Source organism: Pseudomonas costantinii (assembly GCF_001870435.1).
GTDB classification, from domain to species: domain Bacteria; phylum Pseudomonadota; class Gammaproteobacteria; order Pseudomonadales; family Pseudomonadaceae; genus Aquipseudomonas; species Aquipseudomonas costantinii.
The window spans coordinates 557,268-582,706 of the sequence record NZ_MDDR01000034.1 but is presented as its reverse complement, the minus strand read 5'-3'; the positions used below and the strand labels follow the sequence as shown (position 1 = coordinate 582,706).

Below are 25,439 nucleotides of genomic sequence, written 5' to 3'. Positions count from 1 at the left end.
TCAGGTACCCGACTTGATCTTGGTCCAGGCACGCGTCCTGGCACGTTCCGCATCACGTCCCAGGGGTTTCAAGGTGTACAACGTGGCCATCGCCGCCTCGGTCGGGTACAGGTTGGGGTTGTTGCGAATCGCCGGGTCGACCAGTTCTGTCGCGTCTTTGTTCGGGTTGGGGTAGCCGACAAAATCGCTGATCGGCGCAATCACCTGAGGCTGCAGCAGGTAGTTGATAAAGGTGTAGGCGTCTTGTGGGTTCTGCGCGCCTTTGGGAATGGCGAGCATGTCGAACCAGATCGGTGCGCCTTCTTTAGGCAGGCGCATGTCCACCGTCACACCGTTCTTGGCTTCCTTGGCGCGATTGGCGGCCTGGGAAAAGCTGCCCGAATAACCGACGGCCACGCAGATGTCGCCGTTGGCGATATCTGCCATGTACTTGGAGGAATGGAAGTAGGTGATGTACGGCCGGATCTTCATCAACAGCGCCTCAGCCTTGACGTAATCCTTGGGGTTGCTGCTGTTGGGGTCCAGGCCCAGGTGCTGCAAGGCCAACGGCAGGATTTCCGAAGGAGAGTCGAGGAGGGCCACGCCGCATTGCTTGAGCTTGCTGATGTTCTCTTCCTTGAAGATCAGGTCCCAGCTGTCCACCGGTGCGTTGGGTCCCAGGACGGCCTTGACCTTGTCCGGGTTGAAGCCAATCAGGATGGTGCCGTACATGTAAGGCACGGCGAATTTGTTACCGGGGTCGTTGGCTTCGATCAGCTTCATCAGCTTGGGGTCGAGGTGGTTCCAGTTGGGTATTTGACTGCGGTCCAGGGGCTGGAACACACCGGCTTCGATCTGCTTGGCCAGGAACACGTTGGACGGCACCACCACGTCATACCCGGAGTTACCGGTGAGCAGCTTGGCTTCGAGGGCCTCGTTGGTGTCGAAGATGTCGTAGACCAGCTTGATCTTGGGGTTCTGCGCCTTGAAGTCTTCAAGCGCCTTGGGGGTGATGTAGTCGAACCAGTTGTAGACCTTCAGGGTTTTTTCTTCAGCCTGCACCGCGCCGCTCAATACAGCAGCGCACAAGGCGAGGGAGGTGAGCATCTTCATCGGGTAGCTCCTTCTTGTTCGAAACCTTCGAGAACGTTGACGGCGTTGATGCCGATTTCTTCCACCGCATAGCCGCCTTCCATCACGAACAGAGTGGGCTTGCCCAGGCGTGCGATGCGTCGGCCCATGGCCAGGTAATCCGGGCTGTCGAGCTTGAATTGCGAGATGGGGTCGTCCTTGAAGGTGTCTACGCCCAGGGACACCACAATGATGTCGGCGCCGTAGCGTTCGATCTCCCGACAGGCTTCTTCGAGGGCTGCACTCCATTGGTCCCAGCCGGAACCAGCCGGCAGTGGGTAGTTGAAGTTGAAGCCTTCTCCGGCGCCTTCGCCCAACTCATCGGCGTAGCCCAGAAAGAACGGAAATTCCGCTTCCGGGTGGCCATGAATCGAGGTGAACAGCACGTCGTTGCGCGCATAGAAAATCGACTGTGTGCCGTTGCCGTGGTGGTAATCCACGTCGAGGATCGCGACCCTTTTGTGGCCCTGGTCGAGGAAGGCCTGGGCGGCAATCGCGGCATTGTTGAGGTAGCAATAACCGCCCATCAAGTCGCTGGCGGCGTGATGCCCCGGTGGTCGACATAAGGCGAATGCACTGTGGGCGCCTTGCTGGATCGCCTGTTGTGCAGTCAACGCCACTTGCGCCGCGCTGTAGGCCGCTTGCCAAGTGCCGGCGGTGATCGGCGCGCCACCGTCAAAGCTGTAATAACCCAGCTGGCCATGCAGGCTGGTGGGCAATACGCGGCGCAGGGTGCGGGCGGGCCAGGTGTAGGGCAACAGATCACCGTCGGTGCCGAATTCGGCCCAGCGGGCCCAGGCACCTTTGAAGAAATCGAGGTAGTCGCGGCTGTGGATGCGTTGCAGCGGCGCCAGGCCAAAGTCCTGCGGCACCTGCACCGGGCCCAACTCGCGATCCTTGACCCGTTGCAGTACATGGTCGGCGCGGGAGGGCATTTCGAAGCAGGGCATCAGTTGCCCGTCCATCAATTCGCAACGGCCGTGGTGCAAGTGGTGATCGTCCGAGTAGATCGTCAGCATTTATTGTTCTCCGCAGGCTGTATCGGTGGATGCAGTCTTGCGGCAGGCAGGTGTTAAGAGAACGGCAAGAGCGGCCAAAAGGGGATAAATACGGCCAAATTGTTTGTCCGTAATTCGCCCCGATAGGGAGCGGCCGCGCACCAACGCGAGACGTCAGGGGCGAAACTGGCTCGGCGCCACGCCACTCCAGCGCACGAACGCGTGACGAAAACTCGCGGTTTCACTGAAGCCCAAGTGCTCGGCAATCCTGTAGATCGGCAGCTCATCCTGCCCCAGCAACTGCTTGGCGCGCTCGAAGCGTAGCTCGTCGAGCAATTCCTGATAGCTGCAACCCAGGTCATGCAGGTGGCGACGCAGCGTGCGCGCAGAACAGTTCATCTGCTCGGCCAGGCCATCAATGCCGGGGGCTGCATGGAGTTGGGCGGCGAGCAACTGGCGGATGCGGCCCAGCCAGGCCTGGCGTCCGGTGAACTCCAGGTTCTGCTTGCGGCAGCGCTCTGCCACCGCTTGGTGGGTAACCGCGTCGGCCAAAGGTAACGGCTGATCCAGCCAGCGCTTATCAAACGCGAAGGCGTTGGTGCTGGCTTCGAAGCGCAGCGAGCAGGCGAAGCACTCGTTGTAGCGCGCGTGATAGTCCGGCGCGCTGTGTTCAAAGCGCGCGCCGAGTAGCGGCAGCGGTTGGCCCAGCAGGTCGTCGCAGATGATCTTCATCGAGACCAGGCAGAATTCGACGTTGAACATTTCCAGCGCGCAATTTTCCCGGTAATCAGCGGCGGTAAGCCAGATACGCTCGCCGTCTGCTTCCAGGCTGAGTTCGAAAAGTGTTCCCAACAGCGCCGGATAATGCAGGGCCAAGCGTAAAGCGTCACCTAAGGTGGCACAGGTGAGCAGGGCATAACCGAGCATGCCGTAGGACGACACATGCATCCGCTGGCCCAATTCAAGGCCAATATCCCGCCGGCGTGCCACGGCGTTGGCACACACGCGCATTTCTTGATTGGTGGTGATGCACGTGTCGGCACGGCTCAAGTCCGCGGCACAAATGCCGCTGCCCTCCAGCAAGTCTTCAGCCGCCAAGCCTTCAGCCTTGAAGGCGCTGAGCACCAGGGAGACCGCGTTGAGAGTGGTGAGGTGGGAGTGCAGCATGGGATCTTCCAGCCAAGGGATGGCTGGAAGAGGAGCAAGTTACATGCCGCTCAGCGCAGTTCGCCGCACAGGTCCAATTCCACCAGGCGGCGGATTTCCTGGGTGTCGAGCCCGGCGCCGATCAGCGCGTTGAGCTTGCCGAACGCCGCTTCGCGGGTCATGCCACCGCCGGACAACACGCCCACGCCGCGCAAACGGCTGCCGGCTTCGTAGACATCCAACTCCACACCGCCTTCATGGCATTGGGTGATTGCCACGACGACAATCCCTTTTTCCTGCGCGCGTTGCAGGCTGGCCAGGAATGCAGGGTTGTCGCTCGGCCCAGTGCCGCTGCCGAAGCATTCGAGGATGAGCGCTTGAATACCGCTATCGACCAATGCATCCAGTTGCCCGGCAGCAATCCCGGGTACCAACGGCAATACGCCGACATTGGCCAGGGCCTTGGGCTGACGGAAATGCAGGGCTGCGGGGACCGCTTCGGCCTGGGCTACACCGCCGTTGCGCTGCAGTGCGGCAAAGGGATTGCGGCCGAAGCTGCGAATTTTTGCGCAACGGGTTGGCGCCATCAGCGCGCCGTGGAAGTACAACTGCACACCGGCTTCCAGGCCTTCGCCGAGCGCCACCAATGCACCGCTGACATTTTCCCAGGCATCGCTGTCCGGCACGCCGGCCGGCAACATCGAACCGGTAAACACCACCGGCGCCGGCAAACCCAGCAATAGGAAGCTCATGGCTGCCGCGCTGTAGGCCAGGGTGTCGGTACCGTGCAGGATCAGCACGCTATCGCAACCTTGGTCTACGGCGTCGATCACGGCTGTGTGCAGGCGCTGCCAGTAGGCGGGGGTCATGTTGGCGCTGTCGATCAGCGGGGCCATTTCCTGGAAGCGCCAGGCAGGTACTTGTTGGTTCGCAAGCTGCTCGCGCATACGGGCTTCGAAACCAGATGCGGGTGCCAGGCCGTTGGCACTGGCCTGCATGCCAATGGTGCCACCGGTGTAGAGCACCATGACGTTGTTAGAGGGTGACATTGAGATTCTCCTGAACGAAAAACGCCGCCGGGCCCAGAGCATGCCCAAGGCCGGGCGGCGTGTCATCTACCTACGCTTAGCGTTGCGCTTGAGCGATCGATTCAGCAGAGGCTTGTGCAGCAGCATCCGGCTTCACCGGGTTAGCCGGCCAGGCCTTGCGGTCCAGGTCCAGGTCAGGGAACTGGCTGGAATCGAACACCGGGGTCTTGATGCCCGCCGCGCGCTGGTTGTCGTAGTCGTTCAGGATGCGCATGGCGATCTTGAACAGGAACGCCAGGGCGAACAGGTTGACGAACGCCAGCAGGGTCATGGTGATGTCAGCGAAGGCGAACACGGTGCTCAGGTTCTCGATGGAACCCCAGAAAATCAGCAGCAGTACCAGCGCGCGGTAGCCGATCAGCACCTTGCGGTTATTACCGACCAGGAAGCGCAGGTTGCTCTCGCCGAGGTAGTAGTTGTACATGATCGAGGTGAACACGAACAACGCCAGGGCCACCGAGATGAACATCCGGCCCCAGTCGCCAACGACCGCCGCCAGGGAGTTCTGGGTCAGGGCAATGCCGTCGCCTTCGAAGCCTGGGGTGTAGAAGCCCGACAGCAGGATCAACAACGCGGTACAGGTGCAGATCACGAAGGTGTCGAGGAACACGCTGAACGCCTGCACCACGCCTTGGGCAACCGGGTGTTCTACCGATGCCACCGCCGCCACGTTAGGCGCACTGCCCAAACCGGCTTCGTTGGCGAACACGCCGCGTTTCACACCCATGATGATTGCGCTGCCTACCAGGCCACCGAAGGCTTGGTCGAGACCGAAGGCGCTCTTGACGATGGTCGCGAGCATGGCCGGCACGTGGTCGAATTGCAGCACGATCACGTAGAGAGTCACGGCGATGTAGACTAGGGTCTTGACCGGTACCAGCAGGTCGGCGATCGAGGCGATACGCTTGATCCCGCCGATAAACACCAGGCCCAGCAGTACTGCCAGGGCCAGACCCGTGTAGGTGGTGTCGAGGCCGAAGGCGTTGTTCAGCGAGTGGGTCACGGCGTGGGCTTGCAGGCCGTTGAAGGCAAAGCCGAAGGTCACCAGCAGCAGGAACGCCATGACCATACCCAGCCAGCGCTTCTGCAAGCCGTGCTGGATGTAGTAGGCCGGGCCGCCACGGAAGGTGCCTTCCGCATCGGTGCGCTTGTACAGCTGGCCGAGGGAGCACTCGATAAAGCTCGACGACATGCCCACCAACGCGGTGACCCACATCCAGAACACGGCGCCTGGGCCACCCAGGGTCACGGCAATGCCGACACCGGCGATGTTACCGGCACCGACACGGCCGGCCAGGCTGAGCATCAGCGCCTGGAACGAGCTGAGTTGGTCGGAGCTGTTTTTCAGGCTGTCGCGAAACACCGAAAACATGTGGAAAAAGTGACGCAATTGAACGAAACGCGAGCGGATCGTGAAATAACCGCCGAGCCCGACAATGAGCACGATCAGTACTTTCCCTGAGAGGAAGTCGTTGATGACTTCGAGCATGGAGTGTTCCTCGCTGATTTTTTTAATGGCAAACGCAGGACGGTTCGATCCCTCGCATAGCACCAGGCAGTGCGCGACGGTTCGACCCCGATCCTTTTGCGGGTGTTGTTATTCATGCGCTTTCGCGTTGTATCCGGGCCTCGTTACCGACGGCCGCAGACGCGAAGAGGGGCGGCACTATACCTAGGTGCGCGCCAGCCGTCTGCAAACAACGCAACGGGGCGAGGAGCGGTAGGTGGGCCGAGAGGATGAATCGATTCGCGAGACGGTGGGTTTGCGCTGATCCAGAGCCCCAGGTCGGCGCTCACGAACATCGCCGGCAGTTTGCCGGCGATCGTGGTGCATCAGGCTTAGAAGTAATACCCAATGTTGATGTTGGTGCGGTAATACCACTCGTTGCTGCCTACCGAACTGGTGTTGGTAAAGCCGCTGCCGTTCTCCGCCCCACCATAGGGGTTGGCGTTCCTCGCCCAGGTCAGGTCGACCCACGCCATGATCGGCATCGCCAGGAACTGCGCGCCCACTGTGTACATCTGCGAGTCATCCCAGCCGCTCTTGTCTTTCATCATCCGACTGTAATCGCTGTACAGCTTGACCTTCTTCAATTGCCCCAGCGTCGGTGTGTAGATGTCGTAACCGACGTTGAGCGAGGCGAGGCTGGCCTTGGAGGCGATCAGGTACGCAGGGGTCAGGCCATTGCCGCCCATCAGTACTGAATCCTTGCTGACGCCGGCCGGGTTTTCGGGGTCGTATTCATAGCGGATGGCCTGCGTGGTCACGGTCCACAGGCCTTTGCTGATGACGGCATGTACGCCCGCGGCCCAGTAGTCACCGTTGTCTTTGGTGGTGGCGTTGTACAGCTGGGCTGTGGCCAGCGACGCGCCAATCTCGGTCTGCCAGCCATCGCTGTTGAAGGTTCGCGCCACGCGGGCGTTGAGTTGGTTTCGCTTTTCGTTGTCCTGCCTCGATTGGGTGAAGGCAATCGCATTGTCCTTCAGGTCAGCGTAACGCCCGACTTCAGGCGAATAGCGAAGGTCGCTGGGGAGCATGCGTGGGAAGAAGCCGAGTTGCACGTCCCAGTTCTGATCCTTGTAGCTGTATTTGAGGCCCGTGCCTGCGCTGACCCCATAGCCCATGAAAAACGGCAGGTGGTAACTCCAGCCGAATTGAGGATACGGCTCCAGGCCAAATGGCTTGAACGGTGCCCCCAGTTGCAGGTTTGAATTGGCATTGAGCCGATAGCCGACAAACCCCCGGTCGATGGAGCGCTTGCCGTCATCCTGGAACCAGTAGCCGACATCGCTGTAGAGGCTCTTGTATGTGGCCTGCACATCCAGGCGGAAGGTATCGAAAAGGAATCGGCCATTGTTCTCGGTGGTGTCCCAGTGTTCGTCGCGATAGTTGGTACGCAACGCCCCGCCGATGTCCAGGCTGCTGCTGCCGTCATCACTGCTCCAGGCAATGTGGGGGAAAGGTTTGTTGGCGGCATTGGTCCGCACCGGTTCGGAGGGGATCGGTTCGACGGCAAAACTGGTGAAACTGGCAAACATCAATCCTGCACATACGATATGACGCATCATGTTGGCCTCACGTGCTAATACTCGGTTATACCGGGTGATCGGCAACACTCGTCCGCTTGCCTGAGCAGGCAACTAAGGAGGGAGCAGATCTTTCCGGGTTTAAGTGTTGGTTATTATTGTTTTATCGGCGAAACGCCGTTTGCTCAGTGGGTACGCAGGAGTAGAGCAGGAACTGTGCCAGAGGCTGTGTTTGTTGGGAGTTTAAAAAAACACACACAAAAACAATTGTTTATATGGGAAACAAAGCGGTTTGTGTAACCCATGAAACAACCGGGGAAGCCAGTAACAATGTTGCTCGTGAGCGGTGCGTCTTTATTGCACGCTGCCAGCGGAACGGGCATGGCTGTGTTTTACCGATGAATAATAAGTTGCCTACTTATTCAGTCGAAAGTTCATGTGGTGGGAATAAAACAGGGCTGTACAGGAGCGAGCAAACTCGCTCCTGTAAGTAGGAGGCTGTGGATCAGAGGTCGAGTACCAAGCGCTGGCTCTTGCAGCCGGAGACGCACACCATCATCGATTTATTCGCTGCCCGCTCAGCCTTGGTCAGCACGCCGTCACGGTGGTCGATCTCACCTTCCAGCACCCGGGTTTCACAGGAGCCGCAAACGCCCTCGCGGCAGCTGTGTTCGATGTCGCAACCGGCTTCCAGCAACACATCCAGCAGGCTCAAGCCGGGTTCTATCGACAGGGTTTTGCCGGTTTTTTTCAGCTCCACGCTGTAGCTGTTTCGGGCATCTTCGCTGGGCGGCAGCTCGGCGGCCGCAAAGCGTTCGATATGGGCATGGGGATAACCCAGGCGCTCACACGTGCCTTCGAAGGCATCCAGCATCGGCGTCGGGCCGCAGCAGTAGAAGTGTGTATCCGCCGGCTGGCCGGCGAGGTAGGCGGCAAGGTCCGGCGGCACGCCTTTCTCATCGTTGAAGTGGTAAACCACCCGGGCATTGAGCCCGCTTAATGTCTCCACCAGCGCCGCTTCCTGGCGTGAGCGGGCGCAGTAGATCAGCTCGGCGGATTTTCCCTGCGCCAGCAACTGGCGGAACATGCAGTAGATCGGTGTGATGCCAATGCCGCCGGCCACCAGCACGCTGTGGCTCGCACTCAGGTCCAGGGCAAAGTTGTTACGAGGCGCCGAGATGGACAGTGGCATGCCGACTCGCAGTTGGCTGTGGACGTACTCCGAGCCACCGCGGCTATTGCGGTCGCGCAGAATGCCGACGGTATAACGCCCCTGGTCGCTGGGAGAGTTGAGCAGCGAGTAACTGCGCACCAGGCCGTTGGCCAGGTGCAGGTCGATGTGCGAGCCGGCCTCGAACGGTGGAAACACGGTATCGCCCAACGGTCGCAGTTCGACGCTGATGATGCCTTCGGCTTCATAGCGCAGGGTGTGCACGCGGGCATTGAGGAGGGAGGGTTTAGACATCGTTCACCTCTATGACAGTACGCAGGTCGACATCGAGCCGGGCGCTGGCCTCAATCTCGACCCGTAGTTCGGGAAACACCAGTGCGCTGACGGCCACCAGGGTGGAGGTCGGAAACAGCGCCTGCCCGGCGAAAAAATCACGCCGGGCGCGGCCCACGTCCTCCTTGTCGGCAATGTCGGTGAGGTACACCGTCAGCCGGTAGATATTGCCGACATGGCCGCCGGCGGCCTCCACCAATGCCTGGATCTTGCCCAGTACCACCAGGGTCTGGGCGTAGCAGTCCAGTGCTGCGTCGCGCGCGGCGGGGTGCGCGGTCATGCCCGACATCACCACGTCACGGCCGATCAACACGGCATTGGACCAGCTGGTCCCAGGGGGCTGCGGCACTGCAGGGCTATGCACCAGCTGCACAATGGGGTTCATGGCAGTTGCTTCGCCTCGATCAGTTCAAGCTGGGCCTTGGCGGCGTTCTTCAGGTAGCGTCGAAGCCGCACCACACCCAAATCGTGCTGGTAGAGATTTTCACGCTGGTTGGCGTCCGGCTCCATGAATTCCAGCAGCACCCGGTCTTGCTCCAGCACTGCCCAATGCCGCGCTTCCAGGCGGTTTTTGTAGAGGAAGCGCCAGGTATCACGCTGCCAGCCGGTCAGCGGTCGGCAGCGCCAATGGAATACCGCTGACAACGCGCGGCTGCTCGGCGTGTAGCTGCCGATAATGGTGAAGTTACCGCCCGGGCCGCCGGTTTTCGGGTAGGGGATTTCCAGGCGCAGCCAATGGCAACCATTGTCCATGAACTCGGTCCAGTCGAAGTTAACCCCGCGCTGGCCTTCCTTCTCGAAGAAGAACCCGTTGTCGGTATCGCGGGTCACGAACTTGGCGGTGGCTTCGCCTTCACTCATCGAGTGCGACATCTTGTGCAGGTAGGTGCCGTGCATCGGGTCCATGACATTGTCGATCACGTAGCGGTAGTCGCCTTTCCACTCGGTGTAGCAGACGAAGCTGCTCCATTCGGGAGAGGTCAGTTGCTCGGGCAGCACCAGTTCCGGAGGGGTTGGCAGGTGCGGGTCGGCGGCGTTGAACAAAAAGATCGCGCCGGCGGCTTCGCGGGTGTGGAACATGCGGGTCGGGCGGCTGCCTTCGAGTTTGCAACCCGGGCTGCCCGGCACTTTGGTCACGGTACCGTCGCAGCGCACTTCGATGCCGTGATAAGGGCACTGTAAGCGATCACCCAGCACCGGGCCTTGGGACAGTGGCGCACCACGATGCGGGCAATGGTCTTCGAGGGCGTGCACGCGGCCATCGTTGTCGCGCCACAGGGCGATTTTGTAGCCGAGGCGGCGCACCGACACCGGTTTTTCTTTGAGCAGGTCCGACGGCAATACCGGGAACCAGAGGTCTTTGAGGCCATTGGCCAAATGCTGTTCAACAGGGTCGACGGTCAGTTGCATAGTCATTTTCTTATTCCTTCTGCCGGGTCATTCGCCCAGCCGGGCCATCAGGGTTTGATAGGCATCTGCTGTCCACTCGCCGCTGGTCAGCGGGCAAGGCGGGCCAGCCAGGTTCAGGTGGGCGAGCAGGGCGGGCAGCTCGGTCACGCCGTTGCCGAATGCACGCTCGATGGAATCGCCCAGCAGCTCTTCAAACTGGGTATTGGGTCGTTTACGGGCCTGATGGGGCTCGAGGAATCGTTCGGTAGTGCTCATCTCATTGACCTCCGTTGCGTACCCGTTCGCGGATTGTTTCGCGCACCGGGATAAAGTCGTATGTCGGGAAGACCTCAGTGCTGAACACCCCCCAGGCCGAGCGCTCGAGCTCGACGTTGAGGGTAGGCAGCAGGCTCGGCGCCAAGCGCAGGGTGACGATTTGACCCAGGCCCATGGCCACGGTCCACGACACCAGCTCGATCCCTTGCGGTGGAAAGCGTTCCCACCAGTCCTGCTGCTTCATGTGGCGCTGAATGTCTTCGAGGTTTTTCGATTGGTCGTGCTTGAGCAGCACGGTCACCAGTAATGTGTCGTTCATGGTCAGGCCGCGTCGTCGGTTGGTACGGCCCAGGCGTCGTAGCCGTAGACCCAGTCGGCGTTGCCACCGTCCTTGAGCCATTGGTTGCCGCGCGAACCAATCTGGATCTGGCTGGTACGTTCCAGGCGTGCTTGCTGGTAAGCCTGCAAGGCGTCAGCCACCTGGGTCTGGCTGTCGAGATTTTGCAGATAGCGGGCGAGTACCACCGCGTCCTCAATGGCTTGGCCAGCACCCTGGGCCATGAACGGCATCATCGGGTGGCAGGCATCACCCAGCAGGGTGATTGCGCCCTTGGACCAGAACGGCAGCGGATCACGTTCATACAGCGCGGTCTTGAGCACCTCGCTGCAAGCGTCGAGCAAGGCGCGGGCGTCCGGGTGGAACGCCTGATAGTGGCTGCGCAACTCGTCGGCATCGCCGGCGCTGGTCCAGGACTCTTCGTGCCAACTGTCCTGAGCGGTGGTGGCGAAGATAAAGATGTCTTTGCCCTGGTTCAGCGGGAACGTGACGATCTGGCTTTGCGGGTTGGGGCCCCACCATTTGGTGAACGCCTGGATGTTCGGCACATGCGCCACTTGCTCGGCCGGTACCACGGCGCGGTAAGCCACCACCCCGGTAAAGCGCGGATGTTCTTCGCCAAACAGCGTGTTGCGTACCACCGAATGAATACCGTCGGCGCCGATCAGCACATCGCAGCGGTGCTGGCTGCCATCCTTGAAATGCAGGCGGATGCCGTCGTCACTGTGCTCGACCCGTTCGGTGCGCTTGGCGAACTGCACCTGCGCAAGCGGGAACACGTTGGCCAGGGCCGCCAGCAGGTCGGCGCGGTGGATGGTCAATTGCGGGGCGCCGTATTTTTGTTCGGCGGCATCGGACATTTCCAAGCGCGAGGTTTCTTCGCCGCTGTCCCACATCCGGCTGATGCGGTGGGTCGGCCGGGCGGCGGGAATACGCACCGCAGCGCCGATACCCAGGCCATCCAGCGCACGTACGGCGTTGGGGGTGAGGTTGATGTCGGCACCGACCCGCAAAAAGGCTTTGGACTGCTCGAACACGGTGACGTGGTGACCGGCGCGGTGCAGGGCAATGGCGGCGGTCAGGCCACCGATACCGGCACCGACGATAGCAATGTTCAGGGAAGACATAGGCAACTTCCTGTTCAGGGTTTCGGTTTGTCAGTGAGGAATTTGCCTTGTGGCGCCTCGACGTGCTGCTGGCGACGGGTGTTGCCGTCGATGCCGCCGGCAATCGCCCATTCGGCGAATACTGTGGGTCCCGGTTCAAAGGTGCGCGGCTGCCATTCGCCGGTCAGTTGGTCTTCGTCGGCGTAGTACTCCACCAAGGCTCCGGCCGGGTTTTTGAAGTACCAGAAGAACGCCGAAGACACTGGATGCCGCCCAGGACCGATCTCGGTCGGCCAGCCGCTGCGGGACACATGCATACCGCCGCCAAACACCTCATGCACGTCGCGCACGGTGAAGGCCACATGGTTCAGGCCTGCCCGTGGCGCCGGCAGTTGCAGCATGAACAGGTCGTGGTGGCCGCCTTCCTCAGCGGTGCGCAAGAAGGCGCCGCGATCCGGGTAACGGTCCGAGGCCTGGAAGCCGAAACGCTCGTGGTAGAAGGCCTCGCATGCGTTCACATCCTTGACGAAAAACACCACGTGACCGACTTCAATCGGCGTAGCGCGTTCGTAGATCGGTGCGGCCTTGTTGATCCGGCCCTTGGTCTGCCAGGTGTTATGGCCGCTGCACTCAAGCTCGATCTCGCGCTTGCGCGTCACTTGCAGGCGGATCGCCAAGCCGTTGGGGTCGGTGCAGCCGATGCGCCCGTTACTCTCGACAAAACCCGGATCGCGGGCGATGCGTTCGCTGTACAGCGCCAGGTCAGCCGCGCTGGCCACGCCCCACACCACTTCGCGCACGGTGGAACCGGCCTCGATGGCGGGCGGCAGGCCCGGTTTGTTCAGGTCGGCGAGGACCACACGGCAGCCGTTGAGGGTCTCGAAGACCACTTCATCCGCTTGGGCGCTGACCTGCTTGAGGCCCCAGTCGCTGAAAAAACGCACGCAGGTATCGAGGTCCTCGACGCCGTAGGTGACTTCATCAATCCCTAAAACACTCATAACGCTACCTCATGTGGCACACCGGCCCAGGCCAGTGGCTGCTCGTTCATGCCCCAGTAGAGGCTCTTCTGTTCCATGTATTGCAGGATTCCCAAACGACCCTTTTCGCGGCCCAGGCCGCTGTCGCGCCAGCCACCGAAGGGTGTGGAAATCGAGAATTGTTTGTAGGTGTTGATCCACACGGTACCGGCCTGTAAACGTCGACCCAGGGCCCAGGCGCGTTTGTAATCGCGGCTCCAGATCCCGGCAGCGAGGGCATACAGGCTGTCGTTGGCCTGTTCCAGCAGTTGCGCTTCGTCGTCGAACGGCATCGCCACCAGCACCGGGCCGAAGATTTCTTCCTGGCACACCTGTTGTTGGTTGTGCAGGCCTTCGAGGATAGTCGGCGGGTAGTAATAGCCCTGGTCGTACAGGCCACCGCTCGGACGCTGCCCGCCGAGGCGCAGACGCCCACCTTCGGCCAGGCCAAGCGCCACATAGCGCTCCACGGATTCACGGTGGTCGGCGCTGATCAGGGGCCCCATCTGCGTGCTTTCGTCGGCTGGGTCGCCCACCCGCAGGTTGGCCGCAGCGGCCACCAGGCGCTGCATGAACGGCTCGTACAGCGCACGGGCGACGAACAGCCGCGAGCCGGCAATACAGGCTTCGCCCGATGAACTGAAGATGCCGTACAGCACCCCGGCCACCGCGTGATCGAGGTCGGCGTCATCCAGGACGATGGTCGGCGACTTGCCGCCCAGCTCCAGGGACACCGGCATCATTTTGTCGGCGGCGATATGCGCGATGTGCTTGCCGGTGCGGGTGCCACCGGTGAACGACACCCGCTTGACCAGCGGATGACGGGTCAGCGCATCACCGAGCAGCGAGCCCTTGCCCGGCAGCACACTGATCATGCCCTTGGGGAGGCCTGCTTCTTCACACAGGCGTGCCAGGCGCAGGGCCAGCAACGGGGTGATTTCCGCCGGTTTGATCACCACCGCATTACCCGCCGCCAGGGCTGGCGCGACTTTCTGAGCCTCGCTGGCAATCGGTGAGTTCCACGGGGTGATGGCGGCAACCACGCCCATCGGCTCGTAGACACTCATGCTGACGAAATCGCCGCGCGAGGGGGTGATGGTTTCTTCCAGGGTTTCACAGGCGGCGGCAAAAAACTGGAACGTACCGGCGGCACTGGCTACCAGCGCGCGGGTTTCATTGATCGGTTTGCCGTTGTCCTGGCGTTGCAGTTGCGCCAACTCTTCGCTGTTCAGGCGGATCAGTTCGGCAATGCGATACAGCACGCTGGCCCGTTCGTGGGGTTTGCGCTGGGCCCAGCCGCTGTGCAGGAAGGCCTGATGCGCGCCCTGGATGGCGTCTTCGACATCCTGCAGGTCAGCGGCGTTAAGCCAGGCCACGGCTTCGCTGGTGGCCGGGTAGCGGCTGGCGTAGCGTTCGCCACGGCCCAGGCGCCAGTGGCCGGCGATGCAGATCGGTAAAGTCTGGTCGAGGGTCATCGACGGGCTCCTAAATGGAAATCGCATGGGCGTGGTTGCCCAAGGCGCGGACCACGCTGTACACCGTCAGCGCAGAGGTCTTTGGGTTGGCCAGCAGTGGCTTGCCACGCAGGCTCAACTCGAAACGACCAAAGGCCCCACGGGCTTCGAAGTGATGGACGTTTTCGTCGCTGTGGGGGTCGGCAATCAGCGTCACCTGCGTGCGGTCCAGGCCGAGCCCGGCCAGCGACAGGGTGGCCGCGACGTTGGCGTTTTTCGGATACAGCCGTGCGGCTTCGCGAGCGCTGCCCTGGAAGATCACCGTGGCTTCATTGATGGTGTCCAGGTCGCAAGCTTGTTCGCCGGGAGTGTTCTTCCACGCGCAGGCCGGCTTGCGGCCGGTGTAGCTGACCGAATCGAGCCCGCCGACCTTGGCCGCCGACAGCGCATCGATGCCGCCGATGGCTCCGGGCAGCAGCTCGATGCGTGTCTGGCCGCGTTCGGCGGCCGCCTCAAGGCGCTCCACCAGGCCGACTTCGGACAATGCACCGACCGAGACAATCAGGCAGGCGATGCCGCGCTCCAGGGCAGGCAACACATGCTCCTCAATGGCGCGGTGGCCGGCGCACTCCACCAGCAGATCCGGGCGGGCATCGGCCGGCAACGCCGTGAGCACCTGCGGCGGTTGCTTGAAACTGGCCAGGCGTTGACGTACCAGCGCTTCGGAGCCCGCGGATGCAATGACGTAGTCCACGCACAGCTGCGGGTCGTTCTCCAGCAGCTCAAGCACGCCGACGCCAATGGCGCCGCAGCCGATCATGGTGATATGCAACATGGGGCGATCCTCAGGCGGTGGCCTTCTGGGCTTTGGTTTCGCTATTGGGCGGGCCGGCGAACTGGGTGGCGAAGTTGCCGACACTGAGCATGTCGACTTCCAGCAGGAAGGGACCGGGCTGGCTCAGGGCGCTATCGACCACGCGGGCGAAGTCCTTGAGGTCGGTGACCAGACCGTGGCGCAAGCCCATGGATTCGGCGAGCTTGGTGTAGTCAGGTGTGTGCAGGTCGACGTAGCAATGGCGACTGCCGTAGACCGCGTCCTGAATGTTGCGGATCACCCCGTAGCGTTGATCGTTCATCAACAGGATCACCAGATTGGCGCGCTCCTGAACCAGCGTCGCCAGCTCACCGAGGTTGAGGATGAAACCGCCGTCGCCAGCCAGGGCGAATACCTTGCGCCCGGGTGCCGTTTCGGCGGCGGCCACGGCGGCCCCGATGCCCATCGCCAGGCCTTGACCGATACCGCCGCCCAAGGCGTGAACCCCGGCGCGTGGGTGGTAAAGGTTGAGCAAGCGGTTGCCCCAGATGCTGTTGGACAGGGTTACGTCGCGTACCCAGGTGAAATCGCGGCCGGTGACAGCTTGCAACTGCTCGACCATCGCCGAGTACGGCCCCAGGTCTGCTACCAGTTGGCTGCGCGATTGCTCACGCACGGCCTTGAGTTCACCAAGGAAGCTCGGGTCGGTGTGCAAGCGGCCTTCGAGGCGGTCGGCCAGGCCTTCGAGGGCCAGCGCCGCATCACCGCAGATAAACAGTTCGCTGGCATAGCTGCGGCCTTCGGTGGCCGGATTGGCGTCAATGCGCAGGGTGTTCTGCGGCAGCTTCAGGGCGTACTTGAAGGTCTCGTTGCTGCGCAGGCGGGAACCGGCGATCAACAGTGCATCGCAGGTTTGCAGGAACTGCTCGACCCGTTTGTTCTGCGAAAAGGCACCGAGGCAGCGCTCATCGTCTTCGTTGACCACGCCGCGGCCCTGCGTCGAGGTGATAACCCCCACGCCCATCGCCAGCAGGCGCTTGACCTGCGCCCCGGCATGTCGGGCACCGCCGCCGAGCCAGAGCATCGGGCGCTTGGCGCTGGCCAAGCGCTCGGCCACCAGATCGAGGGTTTCCGGCGCAGGGACGGCCACCGGGATCGGCAGCGGCGAGAGGTCGGTAGGCATCGGGATGAAGGTCGACTGGATGTCGATCGGGATCTCGACACTCACCGGGCCGGTCGGCGCAGTCAGGGCTGTTTGGACCGCCAGCTTCAGGGTGCTGATGGCAGTTTCGACGCTGCGTACGCGAAAGGCGGCCTTGGAGACGGCCTTGAGCATGTTCAGTTGGTCGCGGGCTTCGTGGATGTACGCCAGTTCCTGATCCAGGTACGGCGTCTCGATCTGCCCGGTGATATGCAGCAGCGGGGTGCCGGCGGTCTGGGCTTCAACCATGGCGCCGGCGGCATTGCCGGCTGCAGTGCCAGTGGACGTCAGGCACACGCCCAGGCCGCCGGTGGCGCGGGCATAAGCGTCGGCCATGTTGGCGGCGCCAGCTTCGCCCCGGGCCATGACGAAGCGGATATTACCGCGCACGGCGAAGGCATCGAGGATCGGCATGTTGTGAATCGAGATCACGCCAAACGCGGCCTTGACGTCACATTGTTCGAGAAAGGCGGTGATGGCAGCGCCCACGGTGACAGTGTTTTCATTACGCATGGCGGGACAGGCCTCCGGATACATCGATATGGCTGCCTGTGGTGTAAGCCGACAGAGGCGAGGCCAGGAACAGGATCGCGCGGGCCGCTTCAATCGGCAGGCCCAGGCGCCCCAAGGGAATATGTTTTTGTTGTGCCAGCCGGGCGGTCCATTGCGCCCAGTCGAGGTCGCGCTCTTCACGCGCTTCGAAGCGACGGCGCCATTGCCCGGACTCCACCAGGCCGATCAGAATGCCGTTGACGCGGATGCCCTGCGGGGCGAACTCAGTGGCCATCGAGCGCACCAGGTTCTTGATCCCGGCGCGTGCGGCGGAGGTCGCGACCATGTGCGCTTCCGGCTGGCTGGCCAGTAGCGAGTTGACGCACACAATGGCGGCGTCGGCCTGGCTTTCCAGTTGCTGTTTGAAGGCGCGGACCGGGTTGATCACTGAGAAGAACTTCAGGTTCAGCTCCTCGGTCCAGGCGCTGTCGGTGGTGTCGGCGAAGGTCGAGACCCGGCCTTGCCCGGCGTTGTTGATCAACACGTTGGCGGCGCCCAGTGCAGCCTGGCTGGCGCCGGCAAACGCGTTGACCGATTCGGCATCAAGCACATTGCACACCTGGGCCAGCAGCCGGGCCTGGGGGAAACGTTGGCGCAGTCCGGCTTCGGCGCGGTGCAGGCGATCGGCATCGCGACCACAGAACGCCACTGCAGCGCCGGCTTCCAGCAGCAGTTCGACGCACGCCAGGCCGATGCCCGATGAGCCACCGGTGACGATTGCGGTTCGGCCCTGCAATTGATAAAGGCTCATCTCAATCTCTCATCAAGGCGGTGACTCGGGGCTGCCCGCTGTGGGCGCCGCCGTTGTAGTTGAGCAGGCGCGACAGTTCGTCGGCGCTGCGGCGCACTTGGGTCAACAGCTCTTCAAAATTCACATGGCCGATCTGCGTGGTCGGGATGGTCACGCCCAGGGCGGCGACGATGTCGCCGCTCTGATCGCGCACCGGGGCGGCCACCGTGGAGATTGCCGACTCGAAAAACCCTTCGCCGCTGACAAAGCCGCGCTGGCGATCGGCCTGGACCAGATCGAACAGTTCCATCACGGTTTTGGGGGTGCAGGGCGAGTGCTGTTCCAGGTGGTCTTCGGGGTACAGCTCACGCAGTTCGGTCAGCGACAGGTCTTCCAGCAGGATGCGTCCCAGTACCGTGGCATGGGCCGGCAAACGGGTGCCGACGTTAACCGCGTTGGAGAACACCGAGGGCGGCGAGACCTTGGCCACGTACACGATCGAGCGCCCGTCGCGTACCACCAGATTGCTCGGGTAGTTAACACGGTCGCACAAGCGCGCCAGCAACGGTTGGCCGAGCTCGGTCAGTTCCAGCGACGCGAGGTATTCAAAGCCCAGGCGCAGCACGGACATACCCAAGCGATATTCGTTACCGCTACGGGTGACGAAGCCCATGGTTTCCAGGGTGGTGAGCAGGCGGAAAATGGTCGAGCGCGGTAGCGCCAGGCGACGCGCCAACTCCGGCGCGGTCAAGGTGCGGTTGCGCCGGCTGAACTCGCAGAGCAGCAACAGCCCGCGCTCCAGGCCTGGCACGATGTATTTGTCCGAGGTGTCCTTCAGCAGATCGGAATCGTTCATAGCGAGGTACCTGTCAGGGATTCTTGGATGGCAGAGGCCAGGCGGCCCGCAACCACCTGCGGTTGTTCGATGGGGCTGGCATGGCCTGCGTCGGCGATCAGGTTGAAGCGGGCGCCCAATGCCTTGGCCACGCTCAGGCAGGTGTCGGCTGTGGTGATGCTGTCGGCTTCGCCGCAATGCACTTCGCAGGGCATGGCAGGCTGGCCGTGGCGCAGTAGATCGTCGCCGCACAACAGCTCGATGGCCTGGCGATAACCGGCCGTGTTCAGGCGTGCCATGTTCCAGCGCACCCAGGCTATCGCTTCGGGCGTGGCGCGAGGCGACAGCATGTGGGCGCTACGTTGTTCGGCCAGGCCGGCGATCCCCAGGCGTTGCAGATTGTCCAGGCGTTGCTGGCGTACTTGCTGGCGCTGCGAGGCACGTTCCGGTGCGCCATAACCGCGCGCAGGGCTGATCAGCACCAGGCAACTCACCCGCCGGGCCTGTGAACTGCGGGCGAATGCCAGGGCGGTCAGTGCGCCCAGGGAGTGGCCCACCAGCACACACTCATCAACACCCAGTGCATCGAGCATCTGCGCCAGGCGGGCGGCGTATTGCTCAGCCTTGGGCACGTCCGACTCCAGGGGGCTGGACTTGCCGTAGCCAGGGGCATCCCAGGCGATGACACGGGCCTGGGGCGCCAGCTGTTGTGCCACCTGCAGCCAGGACGCGGCCCCGGAGCCTATACCGTGTAACAACACCACCGCTGGCCCCGCGCCGCATTCGCGCAAAGCCTGTTGGCCACCGGCTGCGGGCACCAGACGCTGGGGAAAGTCCCGCTCCAATTGGGCTTGCAGGTGGGCCGTCGGCTCGGCTTGAGTGAGTCCTGGCAACATGGGCTTATCCGCGCTTGATCGAGGCCAGAGGGTGCTCTGGCGGATAGGTCGGGGTGATCGGCTTTTTCGCGCCGAGCATCACGCACATCAGCGCGTCTTCGTCGCCGATGTTGATCTCTTCGCGGTACACGCCGGGCGGCACGGAAATCACATCGCGGTCGGTGAGGATGGTTTCGAAACGTTCACCATCCTTTTCCAGCACCACCTTGAGTTTGCCGCGCAGCACGAAGAACACTTCCTCGACGTCAATGTGCAGGTGCGGCGGGCCTTCGTGGCCGGCCGGGATCACCATGGTGGAAAAGGTGAAGTGCTCCGACGGGATAGTGTTCATGTCGGTGCTGATGCCGGTGCCGCCGGTGCCGATGTAACGCATTTGCGCACGGCGGAATTTGGGGTCGTAGTCGGCTTGGAATTTCAGCGCATCCCAGTCGTACTTGCGCGTCTCGTATCGGGCGATGCGGGTGCTCATCCAACTTTCCAGACTGGCACCGGCAGGGCGGTCCCAGCTTTTCGGGGTATCGTTTTGGGCAGATAAATCGGTCATGACAGTCTCCAGATCAAGGCATGACGAACCCGCCGTTGACCGGCAGGGTTTGTCCAGTGATGAAGCGGGCAAGGTCGGACAGCGCGAACAGCACGGCGCCGCTGACGTCTTCGGGTAATTGCGGGCGTTGGATGGCCCGTTGGTCGTTGTACAGACGGTGACGCGCCTCGGGCACGTAGGCGGTGGCTTCCACCAGCACCAGGCCGGGAGCGATGGCGTTGACCGTGATGTTGTCGGCCCCCAGTTCACGGGCAAGGCTGCGGGTCATGGCGATGATCGCGCCCTTGCTGGCGACGTAGGCCAGCAGGTTCGGTGCACCCCATAGCGGGGTATCCGAGGCCAGGTTGACGATGGCGCCCTGGCCGCTGGCGCGCAACGCAGGCAGGCAAGCGGTGGTCATCAGCCAGGTGCCGCGCACGTTGACTTGCATCACCTGGTCCCAGGTGTCGATGCTCAGTTCTTCGCAACCTTTGCCGCCGGAGTTGGTGATCGAGGCGTTGTTCACCAGGCCGTCGAGACCGCCAAGCAGGCCCAGGGTCGAGTCGATACACGCCAGGATGGACGCCGGTTGGGCGAGGTCGACGGTGACCGCCTGCACGTCCAGGCCCAGGGCCCGCAAATCACAGGCGGCCTGCTGCACACGCTCATGTAGCACGTCGGCAATGACCACCCGCGCACCGGCTCGGCTGATGGCCTGGGCAAAGGCGTAGCCCAAGCCACGGGCGCCACCGGTGACCAGCACACGGCGGCCCTCAAGCAAAAGGTTCTGGCTGTTCATCATTGCGTGCTCAACATGGCTTTGGGCATGTAGTGCAGGACGCGTTTTTCCGCCCAAACTACTGCGCCGTACGCGATCACCCCAATCAAGGTGAGCATGACGATGGCGACGAATACGCCGGCCGTGTTGCCCTGGCCCTCGGCGTCCACCAACAGGAAGCCCAGGCCTTGGTTACCGCCTACCAACTCACCGACGGTGACGCCAATCACCGCGAGGGTTGAAGCGATGCGCAGGCCGGAAAACAGTGCGGCCATGGCCGACGGAAACTCCACGAGGCGGAAGATCTGCCAGCGGCTGGCATTCATGGTGCGCACCAGGTTGATCATGTCCGGATCGACGGTGCGGATGGCTGACAGCACGTTGATCATTACCGGGAAAAATACGATCAGGACCGCGATCAGAATCTTCGGGTAAATGGTGTAGCCCAGCCACATTACGAACAGCGGCGCAAAGGCGACTTTCGGCGCGATTTGCAAGGCCAGAATGTAAGGCGACAACATCGCTTCGGCGGCCGGGGACAGGCCCAGCGAGACGCCAATCATCACACCCAGCAGTGCCCCGAGCGCGAAGCCGACGACGATCTCCAGCGCGGTGATCAGGGTGTGTTGCAGCAAGCCGCCGGTGTGCCACATCACCAGGCTCTCCTGGGCCACGCGGCTCAGTTTGGGCATGACGAACTCGGGCATCCCGAGCAGCCCCGGGCCCCATTGCCAGAGCACCAGGAACAACGCCAGCAGTGCGACGCTGCCGAGCACGGAATTATTCAAGCTTTTCATCGTGTGCGTACCTCAATGTATCGGTGGTTCATTGCGCGGCGACCGGGCTGTCAACGAATTGGTTGGTGAAGAGATCCGCAAGCGGGGTCTCCTGGGTGACGATGCCTTCGCTGACGTAGAACTTGCGGACCTTGTCCAGGCGCTCCGGGTCGATGTGGCCGAGCACGCTTTGGTTGGCGTAGACGTGTTTGACGTAGAGCTTGAAGACCTTCTCCAGCGAGTCTTCCTTGCCGGCGTAGGCCGGCACTGCCTGGGCGAAGGTCACGGCAGCGGCGTGCGGGTCCTGGATAATGTCGCGCATGCCTTGCAAGGTGCCCTGCACCACGCCGCGAACGATATTGGGTTGGTTCTTGATGGCGTCGTCGGAGGCGAGAATCGCCTGGGCCATGCTTTCGAAAATCTGCTCCTGGGGGATCAGCTTGATCTGCGCCCCGGCCTCTTCGGCATTGACCACCCAGTCCGGTACCCCGGCCATGGCCTGGGCCTTATCGGCTGAGAACAGTTGCCAGACCCCGGCGGGGCCGGCGGCCTGGATATTTACGTCGGTCTTGCTCAGGCCAGCTTTGCGCAAGGAGGCGAGCAGGGCGTAGTAGGTGGTGTCGGAATATGACATCACCGTCATGGTCTTGCCCTTGAGGTCGCTGACCGAGTTGATGTTTTCCTTGGCGTTGGTGGCGATCATGGTCACCCCGCCGGACCCCAGCACCGCTACGGCGCGCACCGGAATACCATTGGCCCGGACCACAATCGGCGTGTCACCGATAGCGCCACCGAGCAGGGCGTTACCGGCCCCGATCTGCTTGGCTACATCCACACCGCCTTTGGCGGCGATGAAGGTCAGGTTCAGGCCCTGGTCGGTGTAGTAACCCTTTTGCTGGGCGATAATCCACGGAGCAAACGCGGGCGAGTTAGGCGGCGCCGGCAGCAGGTAGGTGACATTGGTCGGTTGTGCCTGGACAGCGCAGGCCAGGCCGAGGCCGAGGCTGAGCACGCTCAGACGTTGAAACAGAGACTTGAGCATGGAAACTCCTGAATCAGTTAGGGGGGCGCAGGGCGGTGATCAATGCAGCTCGGTGTCGGCGCCGACTTGCAGCAACTCCATTAGGCGGCCAACCAGCGGGCCGATTTCCGGCAGCTTGCGGCGCTCCAGCGGGTTATCGCGAAACGGCAGGTCGATGCTGATTTCTTCAATGATGGTGCCGGGCCGGGCGCTCATGACCAGCAATCGGTCGGACATGGCGATGCCCTCGATCAGGTCGTGGGTGATAAACAGCGCGGTCTTCTTTTCGTCGAACAACATCCGCGCCATGTCCTGTTGCAGGATCATCTTGGTCTGGGCATCGAGGGCGGAGAACGGCTCATCAAGGAACAGCACCTGCGGGTCGATGGCCAGGGTGCGGGCCAGTGCAGCGCGCTGGCGCATCCCGCCGGACAGCTGGAACGGGTAGTGATCGGCAAACCCATTGAGGTGGCAGCGATTGAGCAGGTCGAGGGCTACGGCCTGGCGGGTGGCGGCGGGCACGCCCTGGATCTCCAGCCCCAGTTCAACGTTGCGGCGAATGCTGCGCCAAGGCATCAGCAGGTCTTTCTGCAACATGAAAGCCACTTGCGGCACGGGGCCGGTGACCGGTTCGCCGCCTACAAAAACTTCGCCTTCGCTGGGACGGTACAAGCCCGAGCCCATATTGAGGATGGTGCTTTTGCCACAACCGGAAGGGCCGATGATCGACACCACCTCACCCCGGCGAATCTTGAAATTCACCTCGCGAATGGCAAAGGGGGCTTCCGATTTACCCTTGGCCGGGAAACATTTACCGACGTTACGAAATTCAATTTCGGTCGGCTCCAGTTCTTCCTTGAGAGCGGGCTTATTCCATTCGGGGGTTACGGCGTACAGCTCTTTCACAGCCATTGGGAAGGTACTCTGGTCTGTTTTATAGGTGATACGCCGTTTATTGCACGAACAATGCCAGTGCTTTGTTTGCGGATATTAATTACAAAATATCTTTGTATATGAACGGGTTATGGTCAATTAATTGAAAATGAAACGTTTCATATATGAAACGTTGGTTCTTATATGACACGAAATTGCACACTGCCCGAGCATGCACTGGGAAGTTGCGAGAAGTCGGTGCTTTTTCAGGTAACGCCGCAAAGGCGAGAAATGGCGAATGTGTTTTATATATAAAACGTCGCAACAGAAAGTTGCGCGTGCCTATATAAGAAGAGAAATGGCAGGCAAAAAAAAGGGCCTGAAGATCGAGCCTTCAGGCCCTCAAAAGGTGAGAGGTGTCTAGTCCCTCAACCTGGTGAGCGGTGCAACAAACGCTTAGGCCTTCAACGGGACCAAACGTGGGGCAATCATGTTTTCAGGGCGCAGGATGTCGTCGAGCATGGCGTCGTCGAGCAAGCCTTCTTCGCGCACCAGCTCCAGCACGCCGCGGCCGCTTTCAAGGGCGATACGCGCGATGCGGGTGGCGTTTTCATAGCCGATGTACGGGTTCAGCGCGGTGACCAGGCCGATGGAGTGCTCCACCAACTCGCGGCAGCGGGCTTCGTTGGCGGTGATGCCGACGATGCAGTGCTCGCGCAGCATGTCCATGGCGCGTTGCAGCAGGCGGATCGAGTCGAAGATCTTGAAGGCGATCAGCGGCTCCATCACGTTCAGTTGCAGTTGGCCGCCCTCGGCCGCCATGGTCAGGGCCAGGTCGTTGCCGATGACTTGGAATGCCACCTGGTTCACGGCTTCCGGGATGACCGGGTTGACCTTGCCGGGCATGATCGAGCTGCCTGGCTGGCGTGCCGGCAGGTTGATTTCGTTGATGCCGGTGCGTGGGCCGCTGGACAGCAGGCGCAGGTCGTTGCAGATCTTCGACAGCTTAACGGCGGTGCGCTTGAGCATGCCGGAGAACAGTACGAAGGCGCCCATGTCGGAGGTGGCTTCGATCAGGTCGGCTGCCGGTACCAGCGGTTGACCGCTGATGGTGGCCAAGCGTTGTACGGCCAGGGCCTGGTAGCGTGGGTCGGCGTTGATGCCGGTACCGATGGCGGTGCCGCCCAGGTTTACTTCGGTCAGCAGCTCTGGCGCCAATGTTTTCAGGCGGGCCAGGTCTTCGCTCAGGGTGGTGGCGAAGGCGCGGAATTCCTGGCCGAGGGTCATCGGCACGGCGTCTTGCAATTGGGTGCGGCCCATTTTCAGCACGTGGCTGAACTCGACACCTTTGGCGGCGAACGCCTGGATCAGGCTGTCGAGGCTGGCCAGCAGCGCGTCATGGCCCAGCAGCAGACCCAAGCGGATCGCGGTCGGGTAGGCGTCGTTGGTCGACTGCGCCATGTTCACGTCGTTATTGGGGTGCAGGTACTGGTATTCGCCCTTGTTGTGGCCCATGGCCTCCAACGCGATGTTGGCGATGACTTCGTTGGCATTCATGTTGGTTGAAGTGCCGGCGCCGCCTTGAATCATGTCCACCACGAACTCTTCGTGGAAATCGCCGCGGATCAGGCGGGCGCAGGCTTCGCTGATGGCAGCGTGCTTGGCTTCGCTGAGCTGGCCCAACTCGCGGTTGGCGTCAGCGGCTGCTTGCTTGACCATTGCCAGGCCGACCACCAATTTCGGGTAATGCGAAATCGGAACGCCCGAGAGGCGGAAGTTATTCACCGCTCGCAGGGTCTGGATGCCGTAATACGCTTGGGCGGGTACTTCGAGTACGCCAAGCAGGTCTTTTTCTGTGCGGAAAGATGCAGCGGAGGACATGACGGAAATCATCTCGATAGGGACCCGGGCTCGGCCGGAACGCTGTGAATGCTAGGCTTGTGGAAGTTTTTGGGCCAATGCTGTTAAGCACTGGGCTATGCATAA

The 25,439-nt window shown here is 61.9% G+C and carries 25 protein-coding genes; all 25 read right to left on the bottom strand.

Annotated elements, in window-relative coordinates; all coding sequences use genetic code 11:
- Nucleotides 1-1,092: a polyamine ABC transporter substrate-binding protein gene (locus BFL40_RS18155; protein ID WP_071485265.1), complete on the bottom strand. Its 1,092-nt coding sequence runs from the start codon at nucleotides 1,090-1,092 to the stop codon at nucleotides 1-3.
- Nucleotides 1,089-2,129, bottom strand: coding sequence for a histone deacetylase family protein (locus tag BFL40_RS18150; RefSeq protein ID WP_071485264.1), 1,041 nt, complete (start codon nucleotides 2,127-2,129; stop codon nucleotides 1,089-1,091). Before BFL40_RS18150 ends, BFL40_RS18155 begins: the two co-directional genes overlap by 4 nt.
- A gap of 153 nt (nucleotides 2,130-2,282) precedes the next feature.
- Nucleotides 2,283-3,275, bottom strand: coding sequence for an AraC family transcriptional regulator (locus BFL40_RS18145; protein WP_071485263.1), 993 nt, complete (start codon nucleotides 3,273-3,275; stop codon nucleotides 2,283-2,285).
- A 50-nt stretch (nucleotides 3,276-3,325) separates the two neighbouring features.
- Entirely contained in the window at nucleotides 3,326-4,303 is a 978-nt protein-coding gene (locus BFL40_RS18140; protein ID WP_071485262.1) for an asparaginase, read from the bottom strand.
- Between the two features lie 76 nt (nucleotides 4,304-4,379).
- Nucleotides 4,380-5,831: an alanine/glycine:cation symporter family protein gene (locus BFL40_RS18135; protein WP_071485261.1), complete on the bottom strand. Its 1,452-nt coding sequence runs from the start codon at nucleotides 5,829-5,831 to the stop codon at nucleotides 4,380-4,382.
- Nucleotides 5,832-6,181: 350 nt separating this feature from the next.
- Nucleotides 6,182-7,411, bottom strand: coding sequence for a hypothetical protein (locus tag BFL40_RS18130; protein ID WP_071485260.1), 1,230 nt, complete (start codon nucleotides 7,409-7,411; stop codon nucleotides 6,182-6,184).
- Nucleotides 7,412-7,874: 463 nt separating this feature from the next.
- On the bottom strand, nucleotides 7,875-8,834 hold the full coding sequence (locus BFL40_RS18125) for a PDR/VanB family oxidoreductase (protein ID WP_071485259.1): 960 nt from the start codon (nucleotides 8,832-8,834) through the stop codon (nucleotides 7,875-7,877).
- Entirely contained in the window at nucleotides 8,827-9,258 is a 432-nt protein-coding gene (locus BFL40_RS18120) for a Rid family hydrolase (RefSeq protein ID WP_071485258.1), read from the bottom strand. Before BFL40_RS18120 ends, BFL40_RS18125 begins: the two co-directional genes overlap by 8 nt.
- A complete protein-coding gene (locus BFL40_RS18115) occupies nucleotides 9,255-10,289 on the bottom strand; it encodes a Rieske 2Fe-2S domain-containing protein (protein WP_071485257.1) in 1,035 nt (344 codons plus the stop codon). Before BFL40_RS18115 ends, BFL40_RS18120 begins: the two co-directional genes overlap by 4 nt.
- A gap of 21 nt (nucleotides 10,290-10,310) precedes the next feature.
- Entirely contained in the window at nucleotides 10,311-10,538 is a 228-nt protein-coding gene (locus tag BFL40_RS18110) for a recombinase-like helix-turn-helix domain-containing protein (RefSeq protein WP_034116488.1), read from the bottom strand.
- 1 nt (nucleotide 10,539) lies between these two features.
- A complete protein-coding gene (locus BFL40_RS18105; RefSeq protein ID WP_071485256.1) occupies nucleotides 10,540-10,857 on the bottom strand; it encodes a hypothetical protein in 318 nt (105 codons plus the stop codon).
- A gap of 2 nt (nucleotides 10,858-10,859) precedes the next feature.
- Nucleotides 10,860-12,002, bottom strand: a complete 1,143-nt coding sequence (locus tag BFL40_RS18100) for an FAD-dependent monooxygenase (RefSeq protein WP_071485255.1) — start codon at nucleotides 12,000-12,002, stop codon at nucleotides 10,860-10,862.
- A gap of 14 nt (nucleotides 12,003-12,016) precedes the next feature.
- Nucleotides 12,017-12,982, bottom strand: a complete 966-nt coding sequence (locus BFL40_RS18095; protein ID WP_071485254.1) for a VOC family protein — start codon at nucleotides 12,980-12,982, stop codon at nucleotides 12,017-12,019.
- Nucleotides 12,979-14,475 carry an aldehyde dehydrogenase gene (locus BFL40_RS18090; RefSeq protein WP_071485253.1) on the bottom strand — a complete coding sequence of 499 codons (1,497 nt, stop codon included), beginning with the start codon at nucleotides 14,473-14,475 and terminating at the stop codon, nucleotides 12,979-12,981. Before BFL40_RS18090 ends, BFL40_RS18095 begins: the two co-directional genes overlap by 4 nt.
- 10 nt (nucleotides 14,476-14,485) lie before the next feature.
- Complete coding sequence (locus BFL40_RS18085; RefSeq protein ID WP_071485252.1) at nucleotides 14,486-15,289, bottom strand: aspartate dehydrogenase; 804 nt, start codon at nucleotides 15,287-15,289, stop codon at nucleotides 14,486-14,488.
- Between the two features lie 10 nt (nucleotides 15,290-15,299).
- Entirely contained in the window at nucleotides 15,300-16,982 is a 1,683-nt protein-coding gene (locus tag BFL40_RS18080) for a thiamine pyrophosphate-binding protein (RefSeq protein WP_071485251.1), read from the bottom strand.
- Complete coding sequence (locus BFL40_RS18075) at nucleotides 16,975-17,772, bottom strand: SDR family oxidoreductase (protein ID WP_071485250.1); 798 nt, start codon at nucleotides 17,770-17,772, stop codon at nucleotides 16,975-16,977. Before BFL40_RS18075 ends, BFL40_RS18080 begins: the two co-directional genes overlap by 8 nt.
- 1 nt (nucleotide 17,773) lies before the next feature.
- The gene (locus BFL40_RS18070) at nucleotides 17,774-18,607 is read right to left on the bottom strand and encodes an IclR family transcriptional regulator (protein ID WP_071485249.1); all 834 of its coding nucleotides are present in this window, start codon (nucleotides 18,605-18,607) and stop codon (nucleotides 17,774-17,776) included.
- Nucleotides 18,604-19,482 carry an alpha/beta fold hydrolase gene (locus BFL40_RS18065; protein ID WP_071485248.1) on the bottom strand — a complete coding sequence of 293 codons (879 nt, stop codon included), beginning with the start codon at nucleotides 19,480-19,482 and terminating at the stop codon, nucleotides 18,604-18,606. The genes BFL40_RS18070 and BFL40_RS18065 overlap by 4 nt, the downstream gene beginning before the upstream one ends.
- Nucleotides 19,483-19,486: 4 nt before the next feature.
- Nucleotides 19,487-20,026 carry a cupin domain-containing protein gene (locus BFL40_RS18060; protein WP_029289969.1) on the bottom strand — a complete coding sequence of 180 codons (540 nt, stop codon included), beginning with the start codon at nucleotides 20,024-20,026 and terminating at the stop codon, nucleotides 19,487-19,489.
- 13 nt (nucleotides 20,027-20,039) lie between these two features.
- Nucleotides 20,040-20,807 carry an SDR family oxidoreductase gene (locus BFL40_RS18055; RefSeq protein WP_408003959.1) on the bottom strand — a complete coding sequence of 256 codons (768 nt, stop codon included), beginning with the start codon at nucleotides 20,805-20,807 and terminating at the stop codon, nucleotides 20,040-20,042.
- On the bottom strand, nucleotides 20,804-21,580 hold the full coding sequence (locus BFL40_RS18050; RefSeq protein WP_071485247.1) for an ABC transporter permease: 777 nt from the start codon (nucleotides 21,578-21,580) through the stop codon (nucleotides 20,804-20,806). The genes BFL40_RS18055 and BFL40_RS18050 overlap by 4 nt, the downstream gene beginning before the upstream one ends.
- Nucleotides 21,581-21,608: 28 nt before the next feature.
- Nucleotides 21,609-22,601, bottom strand: a complete 993-nt coding sequence (locus BFL40_RS18045; RefSeq protein ID WP_071485246.1) for an ABC transporter substrate-binding protein — start codon at nucleotides 22,599-22,601, stop codon at nucleotides 21,609-21,611.
- Nucleotides 22,602-22,640: 39 nt separating this feature from the next.
- Nucleotides 22,641-23,492 (bottom strand): ABC transporter ATP-binding protein, encoded by an 852-nt coding sequence (locus BFL40_RS18040; RefSeq protein WP_071485245.1) that lies wholly within the window; start codon nucleotides 23,490-23,492, stop codon nucleotides 22,641-22,643.
- Nucleotides 23,493-23,909: 417 nt separating this feature from the next.
- Entirely contained in the window at nucleotides 23,910-25,334 is a 1,425-nt protein-coding gene (gene aspA, locus BFL40_RS18035) for an aspartate ammonia-lyase (protein ID WP_071485244.1), read from the bottom strand.
- Nucleotides 25,335-25,439: the final 105 nt, after the last annotated feature.

What these genes read in the sequence shown, in the direction of transcription:
- BFL40_RS18155 (WP_071485265.1), bottom strand. Translation starts at nt 1,092, where the DNA reads ATGAAGATGCTCACCTCCCTCGCCTTGTGCGCTGCTGTATTGAGCGGC.
- BFL40_RS18150 (WP_071485264.1), bottom strand. Translation starts at nt 2,129, where the DNA reads ATGCTGACGATCTACTCGGACGATCACCACTTGCACCACGGCCGTTGC.
- BFL40_RS18145 (WP_071485263.1), bottom strand. Translation starts at nt 3,275, where the DNA reads ATGCTGCACTCCCACCTCACCACTCTCAACGCGGTCTCCCTGGTGCTC.
- BFL40_RS18140 (WP_071485262.1), bottom strand. Translation starts at nt 4,303, where the DNA reads ATGTCACCCTCTAACAACGTCATGGTGCTCTACACCGGTGGCACCATT.
- BFL40_RS18135 (WP_071485261.1), bottom strand. Translation starts at nt 5,831, where the DNA reads ATGCTCGAAGTCATCAACGACTTCCTCTCAGGGAAAGTACTGATCGTG.
- BFL40_RS18130 (WP_071485260.1), bottom strand. Translation starts at nt 7,411, where the DNA reads ATGATGCGTCATATCGTATGTGCAGGATTGATGTTTGCCAGTTTCACC.
- BFL40_RS18125 (WP_071485259.1), bottom strand. Translation starts at nt 8,834, where the DNA reads ATGTCTAAACCCTCCCTCCTCAATGCCCGCGTGCACACCCTGCGCTAT.
- BFL40_RS18120 (WP_071485258.1), bottom strand. Translation starts at nt 9,258, where the DNA reads ATGAACCCCATTGTGCAGCTGGTGCATAGCCCTGCAGTGCCGCAGCCC.
- BFL40_RS18115 (WP_071485257.1), bottom strand. Translation starts at nt 10,289, where the DNA reads ATGACTATGCAACTGACCGTCGACCCTGTTGAACAGCATTTGGCCAAT.
- BFL40_RS18110 (WP_034116488.1), bottom strand. Translation starts at nt 10,538, where the DNA reads ATGAGCACTACCGAACGATTCCTCGAGCCCCATCAGGCCCGTAAACGA.
- BFL40_RS18105 (WP_071485256.1), bottom strand. Translation starts at nt 10,857, where the DNA reads ATGAACGACACATTACTGGTGACCGTGCTGCTCAAGCACGACCAATCG.
- BFL40_RS18100 (WP_071485255.1), bottom strand. Translation starts at nt 12,002, where the DNA reads ATGTCTTCCCTGAACATTGCTATCGTCGGTGCCGGTATCGGTGGCCTG.
- BFL40_RS18095 (WP_071485254.1), bottom strand. Translation starts at nt 12,982, where the DNA reads ATGAGTGTTTTAGGGATTGATGAAGTCACCTACGGCGTCGAGGACCTC.
- BFL40_RS18090 (WP_071485253.1), bottom strand. Translation starts at nt 14,475, where the DNA reads ATGACCCTCGACCAGACTTTACCGATCTGCATCGCCGGCCACTGGCGC.
- BFL40_RS18085 (WP_071485252.1), bottom strand. Translation starts at nt 15,289, where the DNA reads ATGTTGCATATCACCATGATCGGCTGCGGCGCCATTGGCGTCGGCGTG.
- BFL40_RS18080 (WP_071485251.1), bottom strand. Translation starts at nt 16,982, where the DNA reads ATGCGTAATGAAAACACTGTCACCGTGGGCGCTGCCATCACCGCCTTT.
- BFL40_RS18075 (WP_071485250.1), bottom strand. Translation starts at nt 17,772, where the DNA reads ATGAGCCTTTATCAATTGCAGGGCCGAACCGCAATCGTCACCGGTGGC.
- BFL40_RS18070 (WP_071485249.1), bottom strand. Translation starts at nt 18,607, where the DNA reads ATGAACGATTCCGATCTGCTGAAGGACACCTCGGACAAATACATCGTG.
- BFL40_RS18065 (WP_071485248.1), bottom strand. Translation starts at nt 19,482, where the DNA reads ATGTTGCCAGGACTCACTCAAGCCGAGCCGACGGCCCACCTGCAAGCC.
- BFL40_RS18060 (WP_029289969.1), bottom strand. Translation starts at nt 20,026, where the DNA reads ATGACCGATTTATCTGCCCAAAACGATACCCCGAAAAGCTGGGACCGC.
- BFL40_RS18055 (WP_408003959.1), bottom strand. Translation starts at nt 20,807, where the DNA reads ATGATGAACAGCCAGAACCTTTTGCTTGAGGGCCGCCGTGTGCTGGTC.
- BFL40_RS18050 (WP_071485247.1), bottom strand. Translation starts at nt 21,580, where the DNA reads ATGAAAAGCTTGAATAATTCCGTGCTCGGCAGCGTCGCACTGCTGGCG.
- BFL40_RS18045 (WP_071485246.1), bottom strand. Translation starts at nt 22,601, where the DNA reads ATGCTCAAGTCTCTGTTTCAACGTCTGAGCGTGCTCAGCCTCGGCCTC.
- BFL40_RS18040 (WP_071485245.1), bottom strand. Translation starts at nt 23,492, where the DNA reads ATGGCTGTGAAAGAGCTGTACGCCGTAACCCCCGAATGGAATAAGCCC.
- aspA (WP_071485244.1), bottom strand. Translation starts at nt 25,334, where the DNA reads ATGTCCTCCGCTGCATCTTTCCGCACAGAAAAAGACCTGCTTGGCGTA.